Annotated in this window: 18 protein-coding genes; 15 read left to right on the top strand and 3 right to left on the bottom strand. The window is 35.8% G+C overall.

Translation table 11 applies throughout. From position 1 onward, the window contains the following. The first annotated feature begins 310 nt into the window (after positions 1-310). Positions 311-1477 (top strand): L-cysteine desulfidase family protein, encoded by a 1167-nt coding sequence (locus F606_RS21750; RefSeq protein WP_019555547.1) that lies wholly within the window; start codon positions 311-313, stop codon positions 1475-1477. A 194-nt stretch (positions 1478-1671) separates the two neighbouring features. On the opposite strand, the gene F606_RS0119400 is transcribed toward F606_RS21750, so the two are convergent. After that, positions 1672-2670 (bottom strand): Gfo/Idh/MocA family protein, encoded by a 999-nt coding sequence (locus F606_RS0119400; RefSeq protein WP_019555548.1) that lies wholly within the window; start codon positions 2668-2670, stop codon positions 1672-1674. Positions 2671-3706: 1036 nt separating this feature from the next. Between F606_RS0119400 and F606_RS21755 the strand changes: the two genes are divergently transcribed. The 9 genes from F606_RS21755 (at position 3707) to F606_RS0119460 (ending at position 11131) form a co-directional block, all read left to right on the top strand. Continuing rightward, positions 3707-4531, top strand: a complete 825-nt coding sequence (locus F606_RS21755; protein ID WP_019555551.1) for an HpcH/HpaI aldolase/citrate lyase family protein — start codon at positions 3707-3709, stop codon at positions 4529-4531. A 76-nt stretch (positions 4532-4607) separates the two neighbouring features. Next, entirely contained in the window at positions 4608-4811 is a 204-nt protein-coding gene (locus tag F606_RS0119420; protein ID WP_019555552.1) for a hypothetical protein, read from the top strand. 4 nt (positions 4812-4815) lie between these two features. Then, positions 4816-5322 carry a MaoC family dehydratase gene (locus F606_RS0119425; protein ID WP_019555553.1) on the top strand — a complete coding sequence of 169 codons (507 nt, stop codon included), beginning with the start codon at positions 4816-4818 and terminating at the stop codon, positions 5320-5322. A 27-nt stretch (positions 5323-5349) separates the two neighbouring features. After that, the gene (locus F606_RS0119430) at positions 5350-5877 is read left to right on the top strand and encodes a MaoC family dehydratase (protein ID WP_019555554.1); all 528 of its coding nucleotides are present in this window, start codon (positions 5350-5352) and stop codon (positions 5875-5877) included. Between the two features lie 280 nt (positions 5878-6157). After that, positions 6158-6991, top strand: a complete 834-nt coding sequence (locus tag F606_RS0119435) for an alpha/beta fold hydrolase (protein ID WP_019555555.1) — start codon at positions 6158-6160, stop codon at positions 6989-6991. A gap of 720 nt (positions 6992-7711) precedes the next feature. Continuing rightward, a complete protein-coding gene (locus tag F606_RS0119440) occupies positions 7712-8614 on the top strand; it encodes a LysR family transcriptional regulator (RefSeq protein ID WP_019555556.1) in 903 nt (300 codons plus the stop codon). A gap of 151 nt (positions 8615-8765) precedes the next feature. Next, a complete protein-coding gene (locus F606_RS21760) occupies positions 8766-9953 on the top strand; it encodes an MFS transporter (protein ID WP_019555557.1) in 1188 nt (395 codons plus the stop codon). 303 nt (positions 9954-10256) lie between these two features. Further along, positions 10257-10646: a nuclear transport factor 2 family protein gene (locus F606_RS0119455; RefSeq protein ID WP_019555559.1), complete on the top strand. Its 390-nt coding sequence runs from the start codon at positions 10257-10259 to the stop codon at positions 10644-10646. An 80-nt stretch (positions 10647-10726) separates the two neighbouring features. Continuing rightward, entirely contained in the window at positions 10727-11131 is a 405-nt protein-coding gene (locus F606_RS0119460) for a GNAT family N-acetyltransferase (RefSeq protein WP_019555560.1), read from the top strand. A 160-nt stretch (positions 11132-11291) separates the two neighbouring features. On the opposite strand, the gene F606_RS0119465 is transcribed toward F606_RS0119460, so the two are convergent. Further along, positions 11292-12023 carry a flavodoxin family protein gene (locus tag F606_RS0119465; protein ID WP_019555561.1) on the bottom strand — a complete coding sequence of 244 codons (732 nt, stop codon included), beginning with the start codon at positions 12021-12023 and terminating at the stop codon, positions 11292-11294. Between the two features lie 4 nt (positions 12024-12027). Next, a complete protein-coding gene (locus F606_RS0119470) occupies positions 12028-12573 on the bottom strand; it encodes a PadR family transcriptional regulator (protein WP_019555562.1) in 546 nt (181 codons plus the stop codon). Positions 12574-12874: 301 nt separating this feature from the next. On the opposite strand from F606_RS0119470, the gene F606_RS0119475 reads away from it, so the two are divergent. The 5 genes from F606_RS0119475 to F606_RS0119495 all read left to right on the top strand — a co-directional run bounded on the left by F606_RS0119475 (position 12875) and on the right by F606_RS0119495 (position 17480). Next, positions 12875-13531, top strand: a complete 657-nt coding sequence (locus F606_RS0119475) for a nucleoside recognition domain-containing protein (RefSeq protein ID WP_019555563.1) — start codon at positions 12875-12877, stop codon at positions 13529-13531. Between the two features lie 4 nt (positions 13532-13535). Further along, positions 13536-13988: a YjiG family protein gene (locus F606_RS0119480; protein WP_019555564.1), complete on the top strand. Its 453-nt coding sequence runs from the start codon at positions 13536-13538 to the stop codon at positions 13986-13988. Positions 13989-14018: 30 nt separating this feature from the next. Next, positions 14019-15161 (top strand): amidohydrolase, encoded by a 1143-nt coding sequence (locus tag F606_RS0119485; RefSeq protein WP_019555565.1) that lies wholly within the window; start codon positions 14019-14021, stop codon positions 15159-15161. A gap of 24 nt (positions 15162-15185) precedes the next feature. Further along, the gene (locus F606_RS0119490; protein ID WP_019555566.1) at positions 15186-15698 is read left to right on the top strand and encodes an AAA family ATPase; all 513 of its coding nucleotides are present in this window, start codon (positions 15186-15188) and stop codon (positions 15696-15698) included. Between the two features lie 153 nt (positions 15699-15851). After that, the gene (locus tag F606_RS0119495) at positions 15852-17480 is read left to right on the top strand and encodes an IS1182 family transposase (protein ID WP_019555567.1); all 1629 of its coding nucleotides are present in this window, start codon (positions 15852-15854) and stop codon (positions 17478-17480) included. Positions 17481-17633 lie beyond the last annotated feature (153 nt).

Consider the following 17633-nt stretch of genomic DNA (forward strand, 5'->3'; position numbering starts at 1 on the left):
GGCCACGCCAGATTGTTTTCTTGAGCCAACCGAATGATTTTGTTTACGGTTTTCTTTGAGGCACCGCAGCTATATGCGATGTTCTGTTGGCTGAATCCTAATACGTGCAGGCGTAGGATTTCGCGATAGTGAGTCATAGAAATAACCTCCATAAAAATGAATTTACACCGAATGGTGTATAACTCCATTATAGGTCGAATTGGTTTCCATGACCGGAATCGCGGTTTCCAATTTTCCGGTAGGCCGGTTTCCTAAAGCCGGGCTGATGGTGTAGTTTGGACCATATTATTCAGCCGCTAAAGCAAGAGAAATGTTAGGCGCTTTTCCTGAAAAAGTTTTGTTGAAGTGCAGTGGGAATATTTTAAAAAATGTAAAAAGTGTCACAGTACCTAATACCGAAGGATTGATCGGTATTAGAGCTAGTATGCTGGCAGGTTTAGTTGGTGGTCAAGTAAATAAAAAAATGGAAGTTTTGTCGCAATTGACGCAAGAAGACTTGGTTGTGGTAAAAGAGTTATTGGATTGTAAATTTGGCGATTTAGAATTATTGGAAACGGAAATTAATCTCCATCTCATTATGATAGTAACAGCTGGACAGGACTCTGTGTTAGTAGAAATTAAGTATAACCATACTAATATTTGTCGAATTGAGAAAAATGGTAAAAGTGTTTATCGAAATGATGACAATGATGATAAATATCTAGGCAGCTTTACGGATCGTAGTGTACTTAACGTGAAAGATATTTATGAATTTGCTAATATTATTCCACTAAACGTATTGGGTGAACTTATTACGCAGCAAATTGATTATAATATAAAAATTGCAGAGGCGGGGTTAGCAGGAAATTATGGTGTGAATATTGGTCAGACATTATTGGGCATAGGGGGGCGTGATGCACCTTTACAAGTCAAGATAAAAGCCTATACAGCTGCTGCATCAGAGGCTAGAATGAGTGGTTGTGCATTACCAGTTATAACAAATTCGGGTAGTGGCAATCAAGGGATTGCGACATCCGTTCCTGTTATTGTTTATGCCAGAGAGCAGGGATTATCGGAAGAAAAACTATATAGGGGACTGGTGTTATCGAACCTATTAACAATTCACCAGAAAACATTGATTGGTAGATTATCGGCTTTTTGTGGGGGTGTTAGTGCCTCTTGCTCCAGCGGAGCAGCAATAACTTATCTTGCAGGTGGCAGCTTGGAAGAAATTAATTTAACAATTCGTAATACACTAGCCAATGTGTCAGGAATTATCTGCGATGGAGCTAAACCATCTTGTGCAGCCAAAATTGCTTCTTCTTTAGATGCCGCATATATGTCACATGTATTAGCCATGAGTGGAAGAAGTTATCAACCAGGCGATGGTATTTTAAAAAATAATATCGAAGAAACGATTGCTGCTGTTGGCCGGGTTGCATGTAAGGGTATGAAAAATACAGATACGGAAATTATCAAAATTATGTTGGAAGAGTAACGGTTGTGAGTAGGTATGCAATAAGCGTAACTTGAAGCAAGTTCATTCGTAATTGAGGCAAGCTTTACGGCGAGTTATCTAGTATGTACGTCGGGAGCTGGCTTAAATAAAAAACAAGCAAAACCGTTTTTGTAAGCGGTTTTGCTTGTTTTGCAGAAAAAATATTTTGTTGTGAAATGAAGACTACGAATGATTTATAAAATTTCTCCAGGCGTTTCGGAAGGATAATACATGTTCCATTCGGTGCGGATTTCTGACATCATGGCCATGACATCAATCGTATCCGCTAAACGCATAAGCGCAATGTCACCCGCAATAGCAGCTTCCATATCTTCCATTTCATACTGCAAAGCTTTTTTCTGTTCACCAACCCGTAAAACGGTGCGTTCGCCAGTTTCTGCATCGATAATGACAGCTTCTTCAGCTCGTGGGTATTCCATGATTTCGATATAACCGTGTTCGCAAGAAATAACAGCGCGTTTAGGTTGTTTGGAATGCAGTGATAAAGATGCGACAACCATTTGCCCCTCTTTATTTGTCATAACAAAACCAGATTTTTCATCGGCTCCACTTGCTGCATACTGTACTTTAGATAAAATTTCATTTGGTTTTGAATCAAGAAAACTTCGTGCCAGTGAAAAAGCATAGACACCAATATCAAGCAAAGCACCACCAGCTAATGACATATTAAAAAAACGATTGTTCATGTCATAGGCTTTGTAACTGCCAAAGTTCAATTGAATAAGATTTACCTTGCCGAGTTTTCCCGAAGCCATATATTCTCTCAATTTTTTATAGATCGGCATATGATAAATCGTCATGGCTTCGCCAAGAACAAGATTTTTTTCTTTTGCGGCTTCGACCGCTTCATTTAATTCACGGCTGTTCAATGTGATTGATTTCTCACAGAGCAAATGTTTGCCATGCTTGATTGCTTCGCGCATAAAATCAATATGTGTATTATGTGGTGTTGTTAAATAAATAACATCAACAGCCTCATCCGTAAACATTTCGTGAAAATCCTGATAAACTTTTTTGATGTGATATTTCTGTGCAAAATCCACGGCTTTGTCATATGTACGATTGCCTACGGCATAAATTTCTTTACCCGCATTCGTCAACGCCTGAGCCATTTCATTTGCTACAACGCCTGTCCCTAAAATTGCCCAACGCAGGGCTTTTTTTTCTGCCATCACAAAATTCCTCCTCAAAAAAATATCTACGCCCTCACTATACCTGCCCCGAATAATTATGTCAATAAACGTTCAATTTTACGAATAACGTTTGAAAATTTTTCCGTTGAATTCGATTCGTAGAAAATATATCTTTTGTGGTACAAAATTATCAGATTCGTGTACCGGCAGGATTTCTGGGTGCATTTTGCAAGTAACATGTATAAAATTTGTATCGCCTACGATTTCATGACTTACATAATTTAAGCTTTCATCCAGCAGTTTTATAAATTCATTCATTGCTTTATCTCGTTTCTGTTTTTCTTTTATTGTACCAGAAATGAACCTGCTTTCAACTAACTATGGAAAGAACCAGTTTATTGTAGCCTATCCAGTTTTTTAAAAATAAACACCAAAAGCCTTGCAGTTTATAAAAACAACATTCTCGATATTTTATTAATTTGTTGCTTTTTTTTAGTTTCGTAACTATTCAGTAGGGTATTAAATCTTTTTAAAATGAACTCCACAATACATGATTATGTAATAAATATGCAAATATACATTATTTAGGTAGGGCTATTTAATAACTATGGATTTTCTGATTATTTATTTATGCAGTAATCATTATATAGGAAAACGGATAAATGGGTTCTAAATATACGGCTAGTAATGGTTTCATGTTCAGAATAGTCATTTTTCCTGTAAAATTTAGAATATTTCAAGATGAATTGGATTTGTTAAAAAAAAACAATGAGAGTAAACTGTGTTTATGAAATGGGCCCATGAAATTATTATTTTCATTAAGAATTAATGGGGGAATGGGATAAGTAAATAACTGAAAAAAGAAATTTTCTAAAAGAGAATATTTAAAAATTTTTAGTGATGCTTACCAAAATGACAATGGCTTCATTGATTTATGTTCAAAAATGTATTAGCTGTACATTACCAAGAAAATGTTATAGTGTGCTATAAGCTAATATTTAAGATGAAATAAATTTTAAATTTGCGTGTTGCAGTATGGAACGTAAAATATGACAATGATTGGGGAGAGTGTATTATGGATAATTCTTTCAAGTATCATAGTTTTTTAGTAACACCTTCATTAAAATTGAAAGATACAAACTTAATGAATAAAGTACAGCAGACTGGTGTAGATATTAGCATTCTGGATCTTGAAGATGCTATTCCACCATCCTTAAAAGATCAGTCAAGAGAGTTAGTTAAAAATTTTTTGATGACAAAACGTACAATGCCTTTAGCAATAAGAATTAATAACATTTGTGAAATGAATGGGTTAAAAGACTTAAATTTATTAAGCAATGTAAAATATATACCGGAAGTAATCATCGTGCCAGGAGTTGAAACAGCCAATGAAATTTCTTGTGTTCGTAGCTTTTTCACAGAAACCGCTATTAAAATTTTTGCTGTTATAGAAACAACTAAAAGCGTAATTTCGGCAAATGCAATTGCTTCAGTAAGCGATGGTTTGATATTTGGATCGGCAGATTATGCAGCCTCAGTTGGGATTGAACTTGGATGGGATGAACTTTTATATGCACGTTATGTGATTGTAACTGCGGCAGCTAATAATGATATTCCGTCAATTGATACACCTTGTTTTTTGCTTAATAATGAAGAGATGCTAAATAAAGAATCTAAAGCTGTAAAAAAGTTAGGGTTCACGGGTAAGATTGCCATACATCCTAATCAAGTTAATACTATTAACAAAATATTTAAACCTAGTGATAAGCAATTAGAATGGGCCGCTGCCGTTGTTAAAAGCCAGGTTGAATCAAAGGGAGAGATTACTAAAGTTAATGGAGAAATGATTGGACCTCCTTTTGTTGCTAGGGCAAAAAAAATTTTAGCTCAAGTTAGATGAACCTCCAATTTTTGTTAACTTGTTTTGATTATAAGTTATTTTTATAAAATCAATGTTTAGATAGGGAGACGACAATATGAATAGGCTCACTAATATAAAAAAAACTATTAATATATTAGCTAGCAGTAATTCTGAGGGGAAAACGCTGTTGGGTACTAAAGACATTTTTAGAGCTGGTCTCAAAATCATTTTAAGGTTAGATTTAATTAAAGTAATTATTAACCGTTGCTTAAATATTGTGGCAAAATATTCAAACGATAAGACACAAAGGGTGGGATGAAAAGATGCTTGATGCTGTTACATCTTTTATAAAAATTGGAGATAATCGTTACAAAACTGTAGGTGGGTTGTATTTTGAAGATTTTATTGTAGGAGATATACTTGAACACAGGCCGGGCAGGACAATTACTGATGCCGATAATGTTTGGTTATCTCTAATCGGAATGAACCAACATCCACTCCATATTGACCAAAATTATGCCTCGAAAACTGAATTCAAAAATACGTTAGTTTCTAGTGCAATTACTTTTTGTATGATTAATGGTATGATTTCACATACGATGAGTGCTCATGATACGAAAGAACTTGAATGGGATAATGTTAAGTTCGTAAATCCAGTTTTTGTTGGTGATACGCTTTATGCCGAAAGTGAAGTTCTTGAAGCAAAAGAATGTGAAGAAATGCCATCACATGGAGTAGTAAGAATTAAGATTATTGGATATAAGGCTAATAAAAAACCTGTGATGTCTTGTGAAAAAAGCTATGCTGTTCCAAAAAAATTATCTAAATAAAAGAGTTGAGCGAAAAGGAAGTGTATTATGGATACAGCAGTGAAATCCTTTGTAAGAATAAATAATCAACATTATCGTGAACAATACGGGCTTTGCTATGAAGATTTTTTAATAGGTTCTATTATTGAACATGAACCTAGACGCACAATAACAGAAATTGATAATATGTGGGGAACATTAATTTGTATGGATCAAAATCCGGCATATATTGATGAGCACTATGCGTCTCAGACGAAGTATGGAAAAAGAGTAGTTTCTAATTCGGTTACGTTTTGTATAGTTAATGGTCCAACAGTTAATGCCATGAGTGCCAAAGCGATTGCAAATCTGGGGTGGAATCAAATTAAGGTAGTTAACCCGGTTTTTGTTGGCGATACATTATATTCTGTTAGTGAGGTACTTGCAAAAAGAGAATCGAAATCACGATGCAATCAAGGCATAATCAAGATAAGAACATCAGGGTATAAGGTAAAAGACAATTCTCTTGTAATGTTATGTGAAAGAACCTTTTTGGTTCCTAAACGCAGTTATCAATTAATGCAATATGATATTTAATAGAATTATCATAAGTGTTTTTGCATAAAAAATATCCATACTTCATAAAAGCGACATTGAAAAATGTATTTTATAAAGTATGGATTTTCTACACTTATTTAATTAACAAGGAGAATACCAGAAGTTTGAGAATCTACAATTTATTTGATATAAAAAATTGTAAAATAAGAATATTATTATGATTTATGAAAGAAAATGGTCACTTCATAAAAAAAGTAATTTGGAATAAGATATATATTCTTTATTTAACATAGTATTGAAAAATTAAGGGGTGGAGTTAATGAAATGTAAAATAAGAGACTTAAATATATATTATGAATCAATAGGAGAAGGTATGCCTGTTGTCATGATTCATGGCTTTATTACTGACCATCGGATATTATCAGGGTGTATGGAATCTGTTTTTGAGCATCTAAAAGGGTATAAAAGACTTTACCTAGATTTACCTGGTATGGGAAAAACAAAAGCCAAAGATTGGATTAAAAATTCGGATGATATGCTTAAAGTTATTGCTGATTTTATTAATACGGTTATTCCTAATGAAAATTTTTTACTTGTAGGTCAATCGTGTGGGGGATTTCTTGCCAGAGGTTTAATAAATAAGATGCCAGAAAAAATATCCGGACTTTTTTTACTTTGCCCTGTTGTAATAGCTAACAAAAAAGAACGAGAGTTGCCATCTCATATTAGCAGATGTAGAAATGTTGATTTATTGAAAAAATTACATCCAGATGATGCGGCAGTATATGATAAACATTCTATAGTTCAAAATGAAATGACATGGGCTAGATATAAAAATGAGTGTCTTTCTGGAATAAAAATAGCGGATAATGATTTTATCAAGAATTTTGTAGCAAACGGATATGAATTTTCTTTTAAGCTAGATAATAATATAGTATATGATAAACCCACGCTGATATTATTGGGGCACCAGGACACCCGAGTAGGATATAAAGATGCGTGGAAAATTTTTGAAAATTATCCTAAGGCAACATTTTCTATACTAGATCAAGCGGGACACGATTTACAGATTGATAAAGAAAATGTTTTTAATTGCTTAGTAATTGACTGGTTAAAAAGAAGTAATTTAGAGCATATAACATCAATTATATAAATGCTTGCTAATTAAAAAATTCGGTTTGCGTATTATATGTGAGTAAATATACCAATTAATATCTAGCTATATAAGTTGAATTCGGTTATGATAAATTATAATTTAAAACATAATTGATTCATAATGTTTAATGGATTTTCTGAATTTAGTTGTAAAAGATATGGTAAATCATTTTCGCCTTAGGGCATTTCTATAGTAGTTCATCAACCAAAGTGGATGTATAGAAGTTCAAAATGATTTTACCAATGTGATATTTTTCTAATACGTTTTTAAGAAATTTGTGAAATGTTTGTACGTCATCAGGAATCTCATATTCTTTAAAATCAACATCACCAATTGATAGTTAAGACAGCTTATAAATTTTACGCTTACGTTTGGTCAAGAAAACAGGGATGGATTCATCTTCGAAGAGTATACGTTCGATTAAAAGGCCTTCCCTTTCTTAAGCTTGAGTAAAGTAGTCCTCTGCTAAAAGGCAGAAAATAGTGTGTTGGGAATGGACTAGCTATAGGGTTAACTGTCAGATGACGACGATTTGTTTCACGTCTTTTATTATCTCATATAAATAAATCGCTTGAAATGTGTGGTGTTTTCAAGCGATTTTAATTTTTTTACTTTGTTTATCGGTAAATGTTTTTCTTATATATTTATCGGATGATTTTTATAAATAATTAATTAAACTTATATAGACCATAAATTTTTATGGTAAAGGAGGAGTATATGGATTTACGCAAGCTAGAATATTATGAAGCGGTAAGCAGGTTGAGGAACTTTACGCAAGCGGCGAAGGAACTCCATGTTGCTCAACCATCAATAACAGCTTCTATTGCCAAATTGGAGGAAGAATTAGGAATAGTCCTGCTCCAACGTGATCATCACTCAGTTTCTCTTACGACTGAAGGTGAACTTTTTCTTCAGAAAGCAAGAAAAATTCTGTATGAAGTTAAAACTACGGTAAAAGAATTTCAAGACATGGGAAGTAAAGCCGCTAAAATTCTAAAAATAGGAATACCTACTGCGTTGGGATCATGGATGTTTCCAATTATTTTTTCTGAATATACCCGACAACACCCTGACGTGAATTTGGAAGTTCGTGAATTTGGTGTGCAGAATATTATTGATAAAATTTCTGATGGGACGATTGAATTGGGATTTATCGCTTTATCTGACCATCAATTGGGCAATGAGGGTTATGAAACTCTTACTTTTTCACAAGGAAGTTTGCTAGTGCTTCTTCCAAATGGGCATCCGCTTGAAAAATATAAGAAAATACCATTTGAATTACTAAAAAAGGAACGTTTCATTTTATCTTCAGGAGGTAGCTATATAAGGGAAAGCTTTATCAAAGAATGCAAACGATATGGCTTTAAACCTGATATTATTTTTACATCTTTGCAAATCGCGACGGTTTTTAATATGGTAGCAAGTGGATCGGGGATATCTTTCGTACCAGATAACGATATTGCAATCATTAAAGATAGTCCACATCTTATTTTGAGACCTTTATTTGACCCAATCAATTTTTCTACAGGGTTTATTTGGACCAAAAATGATTATCTATCATTGGCTGCGAAAAATTTTATTGAATTTATGCAAAATGCCAAGCCTCATATTATTACATGATGCTTGGCATTTCACATTTGTGATAGGCTGAACTGATTACCTAATAGAATATTAGTATTTCAGAAATTTTATTAGGTGAGTTAATATTAGACTTAGAAATAGGGTAAGTGGTAAGTGTACAAATAGTGTGACGGAAAAAGGGGACGTTTTTTTGCAGAAATCATTTTGGACAAAAAGTTATATGAAAGGTATCCTCACTAATTTTTTCATATATATGATAGCCTATCAGTTAATGCCATGGGCTACCATTTACTCGATGAAGGTTTTTAACTCGTCTGTTGGTGAAGCAGGTCTTGCATCTGGTATTTTTATAATAGGGAGTTTAGTGTCACGTCTGATTGCAGGGCATTACATAGATATTATTGGTCGTAAAAAGATTTTTTTTATAGGAACAGTAATATATTTTATTGGTATGTTATTATATTTCGTTGTGCCTAATTATATCGTCTTTATGTTTGTGAGATTTTTCCACGGACTAGGATTTGGTGCTTCTTCCATTGGTGCTAGTACGCTTATTGCAGTAATTGTACCAAAGTCAAAAAAAGGTGAGGGAATAGGCTATTTTACATTGAGCATGACCATTGCCTCAGCCATCGGTCCTTTTATGGCATTAGCATTGTTGAATACTGGCAATTATTTTACTTGTCTTTATATCGACGTGGCGATTTCTGTGGCAATTATAGTACTTACTCTTTTTATTAAAGTACCCGAAAATCACTTTAGTGATGATGAACTTGCTGAACTGCATAAAGTATCATTTGCCAATTTCGTTTCAAAACAAGCACTGCCTATTGCGTTTATCGGCTTTTTAGCGGGAGTTTGTTTTTCTACGGTGCTTACTTATCTAGCCACTTATGCTGATACTATTGGATTATCAACGGCTGCTGGAGTATACTTCATTATTTATGGTCTGGCATCCCTTATCAGCCGACCTATTATTGGCAAAATGCTTGATCGTTTTGGTGGAAATATCGTGATTTATCCGGCATTGTTTTTCACTGCACTGTCTATGTTTTTGACAGGTATAGCACAAAATGAATTTATGTTACTGATAGGAGCCTTCTTGGTGGGGATCGGAAATGCGGCTATTACAGCAGGAGGACATACACTAGCTATAAAAGGAATTCCGGTTGGAAAAATAGGCAGTGCTACTGCTACTTTTTATGCTTTACTTGAGATGGGATATGGTTTAGGGCCATCTCTTTTAGGTGGGCTAGTTCCAACATACGGCTTTCGTAGCTTGTATTTTGCTGCTGTATGTATAGCTTTAAGTGGAGTGGTGTTCTATTATCTATTGTTGGGACGTACCAAAACCAAAAAAATATGCTTGAAAATATAAGAAGAGCACTATTTAATACTTTACAAAATTTTTAATATATAATGCCATGAAATTGGTTTTTTAAAGAAAAGTTAACTTGATTGACAAAGGGGGATTTCCACAGCTGATTACAAAGTGTATTCGGTATACTTTTTTCTTGTGCAACTGCCATGAAAATTTCTAATTCATTACTTTCCATGGATTTTCTCTTTCTATTATAAATCACTATAAATGAATATATGAATCAATTCTAATCATTTTACATGACGTTATTTCTATTGTAAACTGTATTTAGATCTAAAAACAAAAGGAAGCGTTTTAAATATGACGAACCAAATAAATCAAAAAATTGCTGAAGATTTTTTATGTGCATATAAAGTTCACGATTGGGATGGTATTAGAAGTCTTTTGCACACTGATATCAAATGGACACTTCCTGGTGATGGAATGATTTCTGGAACTGCTGTGGGGGCGGATGCTGTTATCGAACGTACTAAAACTATTATTGCAGGCGGAGTACAAACAAAGCTTCACCATATTCTTGTGGGACAAAATGGACTTACGCTATCGCTAAATAATACTGCAACATCAGTAGATGGACGCATTTTAGATGAAGAATTGGCAACCGTACTGACTGTTGACAATGGACTTATTATAAAAATCGATACCTACCTTTCCGATGTTTCTATGATGGGGAAATATTTTTCTAAGTAAAAAGGTTATGCTACGGATATAGTGACACAACTGATATTTAAGAAAATAAAATGTGAAACGATAGTAAGAGGTGACTGCTCATGGATTTGATTTATGAAAAACCAAAACCGGAAGCTTATATTAGCTTACGAATGCGTTCTGGTATGGGGGATAAAGATTTGCTGAGAAGCCAAAAAGCAATCGCAAATTCCTTATTTACGGTATCAATTTATGATCAGGAACAATTGATTGCTTTTGGACGAATTGTCGGTGATGCTGGAATCACATATGTGGTCAGTGATATTATGGTAGATGAAACATATTGGCGGAGAGGTTTTGCCAATAAGATTATGCAAGCCATTGATACCTATTTGAAAGAAAATACTTTTGAAGATAGTTATGTATGCCTTATTGCAAATAAACCAGCAGATGCCCTGTATCATAAATATAATTTCGCATATTTGCCAGATAATAAATGTGGTATGTTAAGACGGCAAAGCATGTAGAAGATCGTCTTTTTAGTTTGCATTCGGCGAAAACATAGGAATGGTCATATTCATATACACAAAAGACCGCCCTTAAACTTTTTTAACTCAGTGCGAAAAAGTTTTAAGGGCGGTTTTTTTACATGATCGCGCATTGCCTAAGCGAGGTATTTGACAATACTCATAATATTGGCTGTTTGGCTAACATGCTGTCAAAATATTGATTTGCCTGCTGGACATAAATTTCATCGGGAATGAAATTCTGCTCTAATTGCTTTGCTGTATCTGCAGAAATTTTCATATCGGTTACAATTTCTTTGCCAGCTGTTTCTAAGTGGTGTATATATTGCTGGATAATAGTAGATAATTCTCCGCTGGTAATGTTTAAAAGTCCTCCCTGCGGTGTATATATTTCACCGATTACTTCGGTATGCATATTCAAGGCAGCTCTTTGAATCCAGTGTGAAATCACCTGGAAATGAGATCTTTCAGAGAACCCGCAGTTTGATATCAAAATGAGTTTTGGTGTTTTTTGTTTGAAAAGATGTGTATGACGACATTCACCGCTACTGTCTTTTTGGAAATGCGGATCACCGCTCACAATGAGTCGATCCATGAAGTCTTTTAACATACCTGAAATATTATCAAAATACAAAGGGGTAGCTAAAATCAAAATATCACTATTGGCACAAAGTGCTAATACCTCGGACATATCATCTTTAATTACGCACTGTCCCGGATGATTGACCCAACAGGAAAAACAGCCTCGACAATGGTGAATATCTTTTTCCGATAAGAAGATATTCACCGTTTCCGCTCCAGCTGCTTGGGCTCCCTTTAAAAACGAAGAAACCATTACATTTGTGTGGCTTGCCTTGCCTTTAGGACTGCCGTTGATTGCTGTGATTTTCATACTGTTATCGCTCCTCTTCTATTAATTGTAAACATTCTTCGGCCCATTTCATTGCGGCCTCGGTTGACAGGACACCGCGTCGTAATGTCATGCGCCAAAAAAAGGCATCTTTTTCACCGCTTTCGGCTTCGGTTTGAATTCCTGTTCCAATTTGTTTATACTTGTCCAGCTGTTCTTGCGCTTTTCGTATATAACGCTTCAGCTCATAGGTTAAAGCGGCTTTATCAATTCGTGACGCAAAAAAAATTCGTACTAAAAACTCATTACGTTCCACTTTTTCAAATTCGTCAGGGAAATCTTGCAGCCACTTCATAAATTCTGTCGAGCCGGTATCGGTAATAGAATAAATTTTCTTGTCCGGTTTACTCGTTTGTTCTTGCGTATGATGCACAATCCATCCTTTTTCATCCATGCGTGTAAGTTCACGATATATTTGACTTATATGAGCATTCCAGAAATGTTGGATGGAACAATCGAATAGTTGCTTTATTTCATAACCGGTCATTGGCTTATAAGATAGTAAACCTAATAATGTATGGCTTAATGACATAAATGACCTCCTTAGTGATTTTGAATTATTTTAATTATATTAGCATAGTTATATATAACTTGTCAAATATAAAAGCGGTTTTATAATGGGAAAAAGAGTCGCCAGCATTTAGCGGAACTGCTTAAATGGTTTGATACGATATATTGGACTACGAAAGGCGATCGCTTTTTTAATTTTCGCATTGCTTTATATATCTAAATCCGCTAAACTTTTTTTATGAATGTTTTTTACTATATTATGTTATATTCGAAAACGTTTATAATAATATTATGTGATTTTAAAAGTGAGAAGGAGTAATTGTATGGATGAACAAAAAACAGAGCAAGCTGAGCCTAACAGAATATCAAAGGTGCCTATTATAGGATATATAGTCTTGTTTTTGGGAATTATCTTTTTTTCGGGAATATTCACGGATGCAAAAGGAATTGAGGCGGCATTTGATTTTAATGCGATCAACGGTGCTTTTGGCAAAATCAAAGAAGGTGGATCTTTTTTAGGTATAGATGGAACAGGGGCTAAAAATGGCTTTATGTTTGCCATTACATTAGTACCACCAACCATGTTATCTTTAGGTGTAGTTGCGGTCATTGAACATTTGGGCGGATTAAGGGCAGCGCAACGTATTTTGACACCATTATTGCAACCGTTAATGGGGCTTCCTGGAGTTGTTGGTTTAGCCCTCGTATCAAGTACGCAAAGCACAGATGCCGGAGCTGGTATGACAAAAATGCTGCGCGAACAAAATTTAATTACCGAAGAACAAAGAACGGTTTTTGTTGCGTTCCAATTTTCCGCAGGTGCTGCTATTGGAAACTTTTTGTCGACGGGGATTGCCTTGTTTGCATTTTCAACGGTTCCGATTATCTTTCCTTTATGCTTAATTATGGTTTTGAAAGTGGTGGGAGCCAATCTTATGAGATTATATATTAGAAAAGTTGTAAAACTGGAGGAGCTATAAGATAATGAAAAAAGAAAATGTGATGGATGCTTTTACAAGAGGAGCCAAAGAGGGCTGGGACGTTGGTATTTATTCAATGCTGCCGAATGTTTTGATGGCGTTCGTATTAATTGAGTTTCTAAAATTACTTGGTATATTGGCTATTTTAGGTAAAGTTTTTGCACCTGTAATGATTGTTTTTGGTTTGCCGGGTGAATCAATTATGGTTTTAGTGAGCTCTTTTTTATCAATGGGCGGTGGTGTTGGTGTTGTTACGAGTTTGGTTACATCTGGAATTTTGGATGAGCATCAGGTTACCATATTACTGCCAGCGATTTTTCTAATGGGATCTTTGATGCAATATATGGGGCGATGCCTTGGCACATCAGGGGTGCAAACACGCTTTTATCCTGTGATGTTTGCGATTTGTTTTATTAATGCAATTGTTGCTATGTTTATTATGAAAATATTCAGTTGATAAAATACATAAAATAGGGAGCATATTTTTGTGAACATAAAAAACTCTGTAGTTGAATTTTATACAAACTTACATAAAATGCCGGAATTGGGTTTTGAAGAAATAAAAACAACAGTCTATATCGCGAAACTGTTACAGCAATTGGGTTATATTGTGCAAACGGGAAAGCAAGCGACGGGTGCTCAAACGGGCGTAATTGGTATTTTGCGAGGAGCTGAACCAGGACCGGTGTTGGCGATTCGTGCCGATATCGATGCCCTTCCCTATGTTATTGAAGGAAAACCGTGTGTGATTCATGCCTGTGGACATGATGCAAATATGTCGATTGTTTTAACCTTGGCAAAATACGCAGCCGAACAAAAAATAAAAAAAGGGACACTGAAATTGATCTTTCAGCCCGCGGAGGAAGTCGCTTCGAAAAATGGCAGCGGATCGCAGCGTATGGCTAGAGCTGGTGCGATCGATGATGTGGATATTTTATTGGGGCTGCATCTGCGTCCGCTGCAAGAGGCGGGAAAAGGACAGGCTGCACCAGCATTATGGCATGGTGCAGGTTATACGATTGCGGCTGATATTAAAGGAAAAACAGCACATGGAGCAAGACCTCACTTAGGAATTAATGCAATCGATGGTGCAGCAGCAGCTATTATGGCTGTTAATGCCATTCGTGTTGACCCAGGTGTTTCGTCCAGCGTAAAAGTTACCCAAATCAGTGCGGCGGAATCAGCTGTTAATACAGTTCCCGATATCGCACATATTGTTTTTGATTTAAGGGCACAAACGAATGAAGTAATGGAAGAACTGATGAATAAAACAATCCAGGCAATTGAAAATGGAGCTGCTACCGTTGGGGCGAAATCTAGCATTACCATGAAGGAAGGTTTTGCTGGGGCTGATTATGATGCGAAGTTAACCAAGCAAATGAAAGATGCTATTATAGAAGTTTTGGGCGAGGGCGGATTACTCGATCCAATTGTGACGACGGGTGTAGATGATTTTCATTTTTATAAGCAACATAAAAAATCTTTAAAGACAGCTTTTATGGGCTTGGGGTGTGATATGAAAGGGGGATTGCATAATCCCCAAATGTCTTTTGACATAGAGGCTTTAGCGGATGGTGTGCAGATCATGAACACCATGGTGAATAAAATATTGGGATTTATAAACAAATAAATCATAGGATAAAGAGGCGGCAAAATGAAACGGTTGATCATGGTAAATGGAACGATGGGAGCAGGGAAGACGGCAACGTGTAACGAGCTTTTGAACATTGTGCAGCCAAGTGCTTTTTTAGATGGTGACTGGTGCTGGAATATGAAACCTTTTACGGTCACCGAAGAAACAAAAGAGCTGGTTTTGAAAAATATTTGTTTTACTCTAAACAACTTTTTGGTCTGTTCCGAATTTGAAAACATTATTTTTTGTTGGGTTATGCACCAAGAATCTATTATGGATGATATTTTAAGCCGATTATCTTTAAAGGATGTTGCTGTATATAAATTTTCCTTGCTCGTATCGAAAGAAGCCCTGACTAAGAGGATTGGTAAAGATATTGTGGATCAAAAAAGACATGCGGATGTGCTGGAACGAAGCATCCCACGAATTTCTTTATACGAAAACATGGATACAATCAAAATTGATGTCAGTGCGATTACGGCAAAACAAGCTGCCGAAAAAATAGCGGTTATTATTTCTGAAACCGGTTCTTAAAATAGAATTAGGTTTAAGACCATACTTAATATTCAAAGAATATCTCGACTTTGAAGGGGCTGTCGCACGTTACAAAAACGTACGGCAGCTTTTTTTGCAAAAAAAAGAACTCCCAGGCTTTTAATCGTCTGAGAGTACGTGTAAAATTTAAGTATGCAAAAACCAAATATTACACAAAAAGATTATACAACTTTTGGGAGTTCTTATCAATTGCATCTTCCATTAAATATTGAATTTAAAATTCCAAAGGATGACCCAGTCCGCCTACTTCGCTACTTTGTTGAAGGGATGGATTTATCAGAGCTTTACCGTACATATTCTCATATCGAGAAAAATCAGGCGACGCCACGGCAGATGCTGGAAATCCTTATCTATGCTCACATGAACTGTATTCGCAGCTCTCGCAAAATAGAGCAGGTCTGCAGACGAGATATCAATTTTATGTTTCTCCTTGAGGGTAAGCACGCTCCAGATCATGCGACGATTGCCAGATTTCGTTCGATTCATCTGGCCTCTTGTGCAAAAAATATATTTGCACAAATGGACAGTCGCCTGGCCAGTTTGGGCGAGATTTCTCTGGAAAATATATTTATTGATGGAACGAAAATAGAGGCTTTCGCTAACAAGTACAAATTCGTTTGGAAAAAATCTGTAACAAAGAACATGCAAAAACTTGTGGATAAAATCTCTGTTTTCATCAAGCAGGTTGAAGAAACTTTCGGTATTCATGTCATGCATGAGAAAGAAATCCAGATGTATCATTTGAAGCGCCTTCGCCGCAATTTGAAAAGTCTTCAACGGCAGGAAAGTATCCACTTTGTTCATGGCATAGGGAAAAGAAAATCACCACTACAGAAAGCCATGGAGACTCTCGACGAATATATCCGTCGGCTCAAAGATTATGTCTACAAACTCCATGTCTGCGGGAAACGTAACAGTTTTGCCAAAACAGAGCATGACGCCACTTTCATGCGAATGAAAGAAGATGCGATGAGGAACGGACAACTCAAGCCCGCATATAACATCCAGTATGGTATCGATGCCGAGTATGTGGTGTGGGTGACGGTTGGCCCACAGCCGACAGATACGACGACACTTCTTCCGTTTCTTCAAGATTTTGAGGCACATTTCCCTCAAAAATATCTCAATATTATCGCAGATGCTGGCTATGAGAGTGAGGAAAATTATCTGTATCTTGAGCAGCGTGGACAAATAGCATATATCAAGCCGAACAACTATGAAATGAGCAAACAGCGAAAATATCAGAAAGACATTGGTCGTAGAGAAAACATGGAATACAATGCGGATAAAGATTTTTATGTCTGTGCCAATGGTAAGAAAATCAGCGTAAGCGGCGAACGAAAACAGAAAACCAAAACAGGCTATGAAACATGGAAGACGCAATATTCGTGTGAAAATTGTAGCAACTGCACATTAAAAGCACAGTGCATTCATGGGAATCGTAGCAAGACGCCCTTAGAAACACGAACCAAACATTTTGAAATCTCAAAGATTTTCCAGCAGAAACGGGCAGAAGATTTAGAACGCATTACGTCAAAGAAAGGGATTGAACTACGGGTGAATCGGAGCATTCAGTCGGAAGGAACCTTTGCAAATGTAAAGGCCGACCTACAGTTTAGACGTTTTCTTGGACGGGGAAAAGTAAATGCATTAGTAGAAAGTATGTTGATGGCAATGGCACATAATATAGGAAAAATGCATCATAAAATACAGTCCAGCCGATCAGGACAATATCTATTCCCAGTAAATAACGCAGCCTAAAAGAAAAGACGTACGAAAAACCCATTAATAGGTGGGCCGTTTTCGTGCGCCTTTTTTTATCCTTCAATATAAAAAATGACATCAAATTGTTTTGTTCCGAAAAAAGAAGTCGCCGCAGAAATGAAAAATCACTTCATGCGACAGCCCCTTTTT

This window comes from Propionispira raffinosivorans DSM 20765 (assembly GCF_000381065.1).
In the GTDB taxonomy this organism is placed as follows: Bacteria; Bacillota; Negativicutes; order Selenomonadales; family Selenomonadaceae; genus Propionispira; species Propionispira raffinosivorans.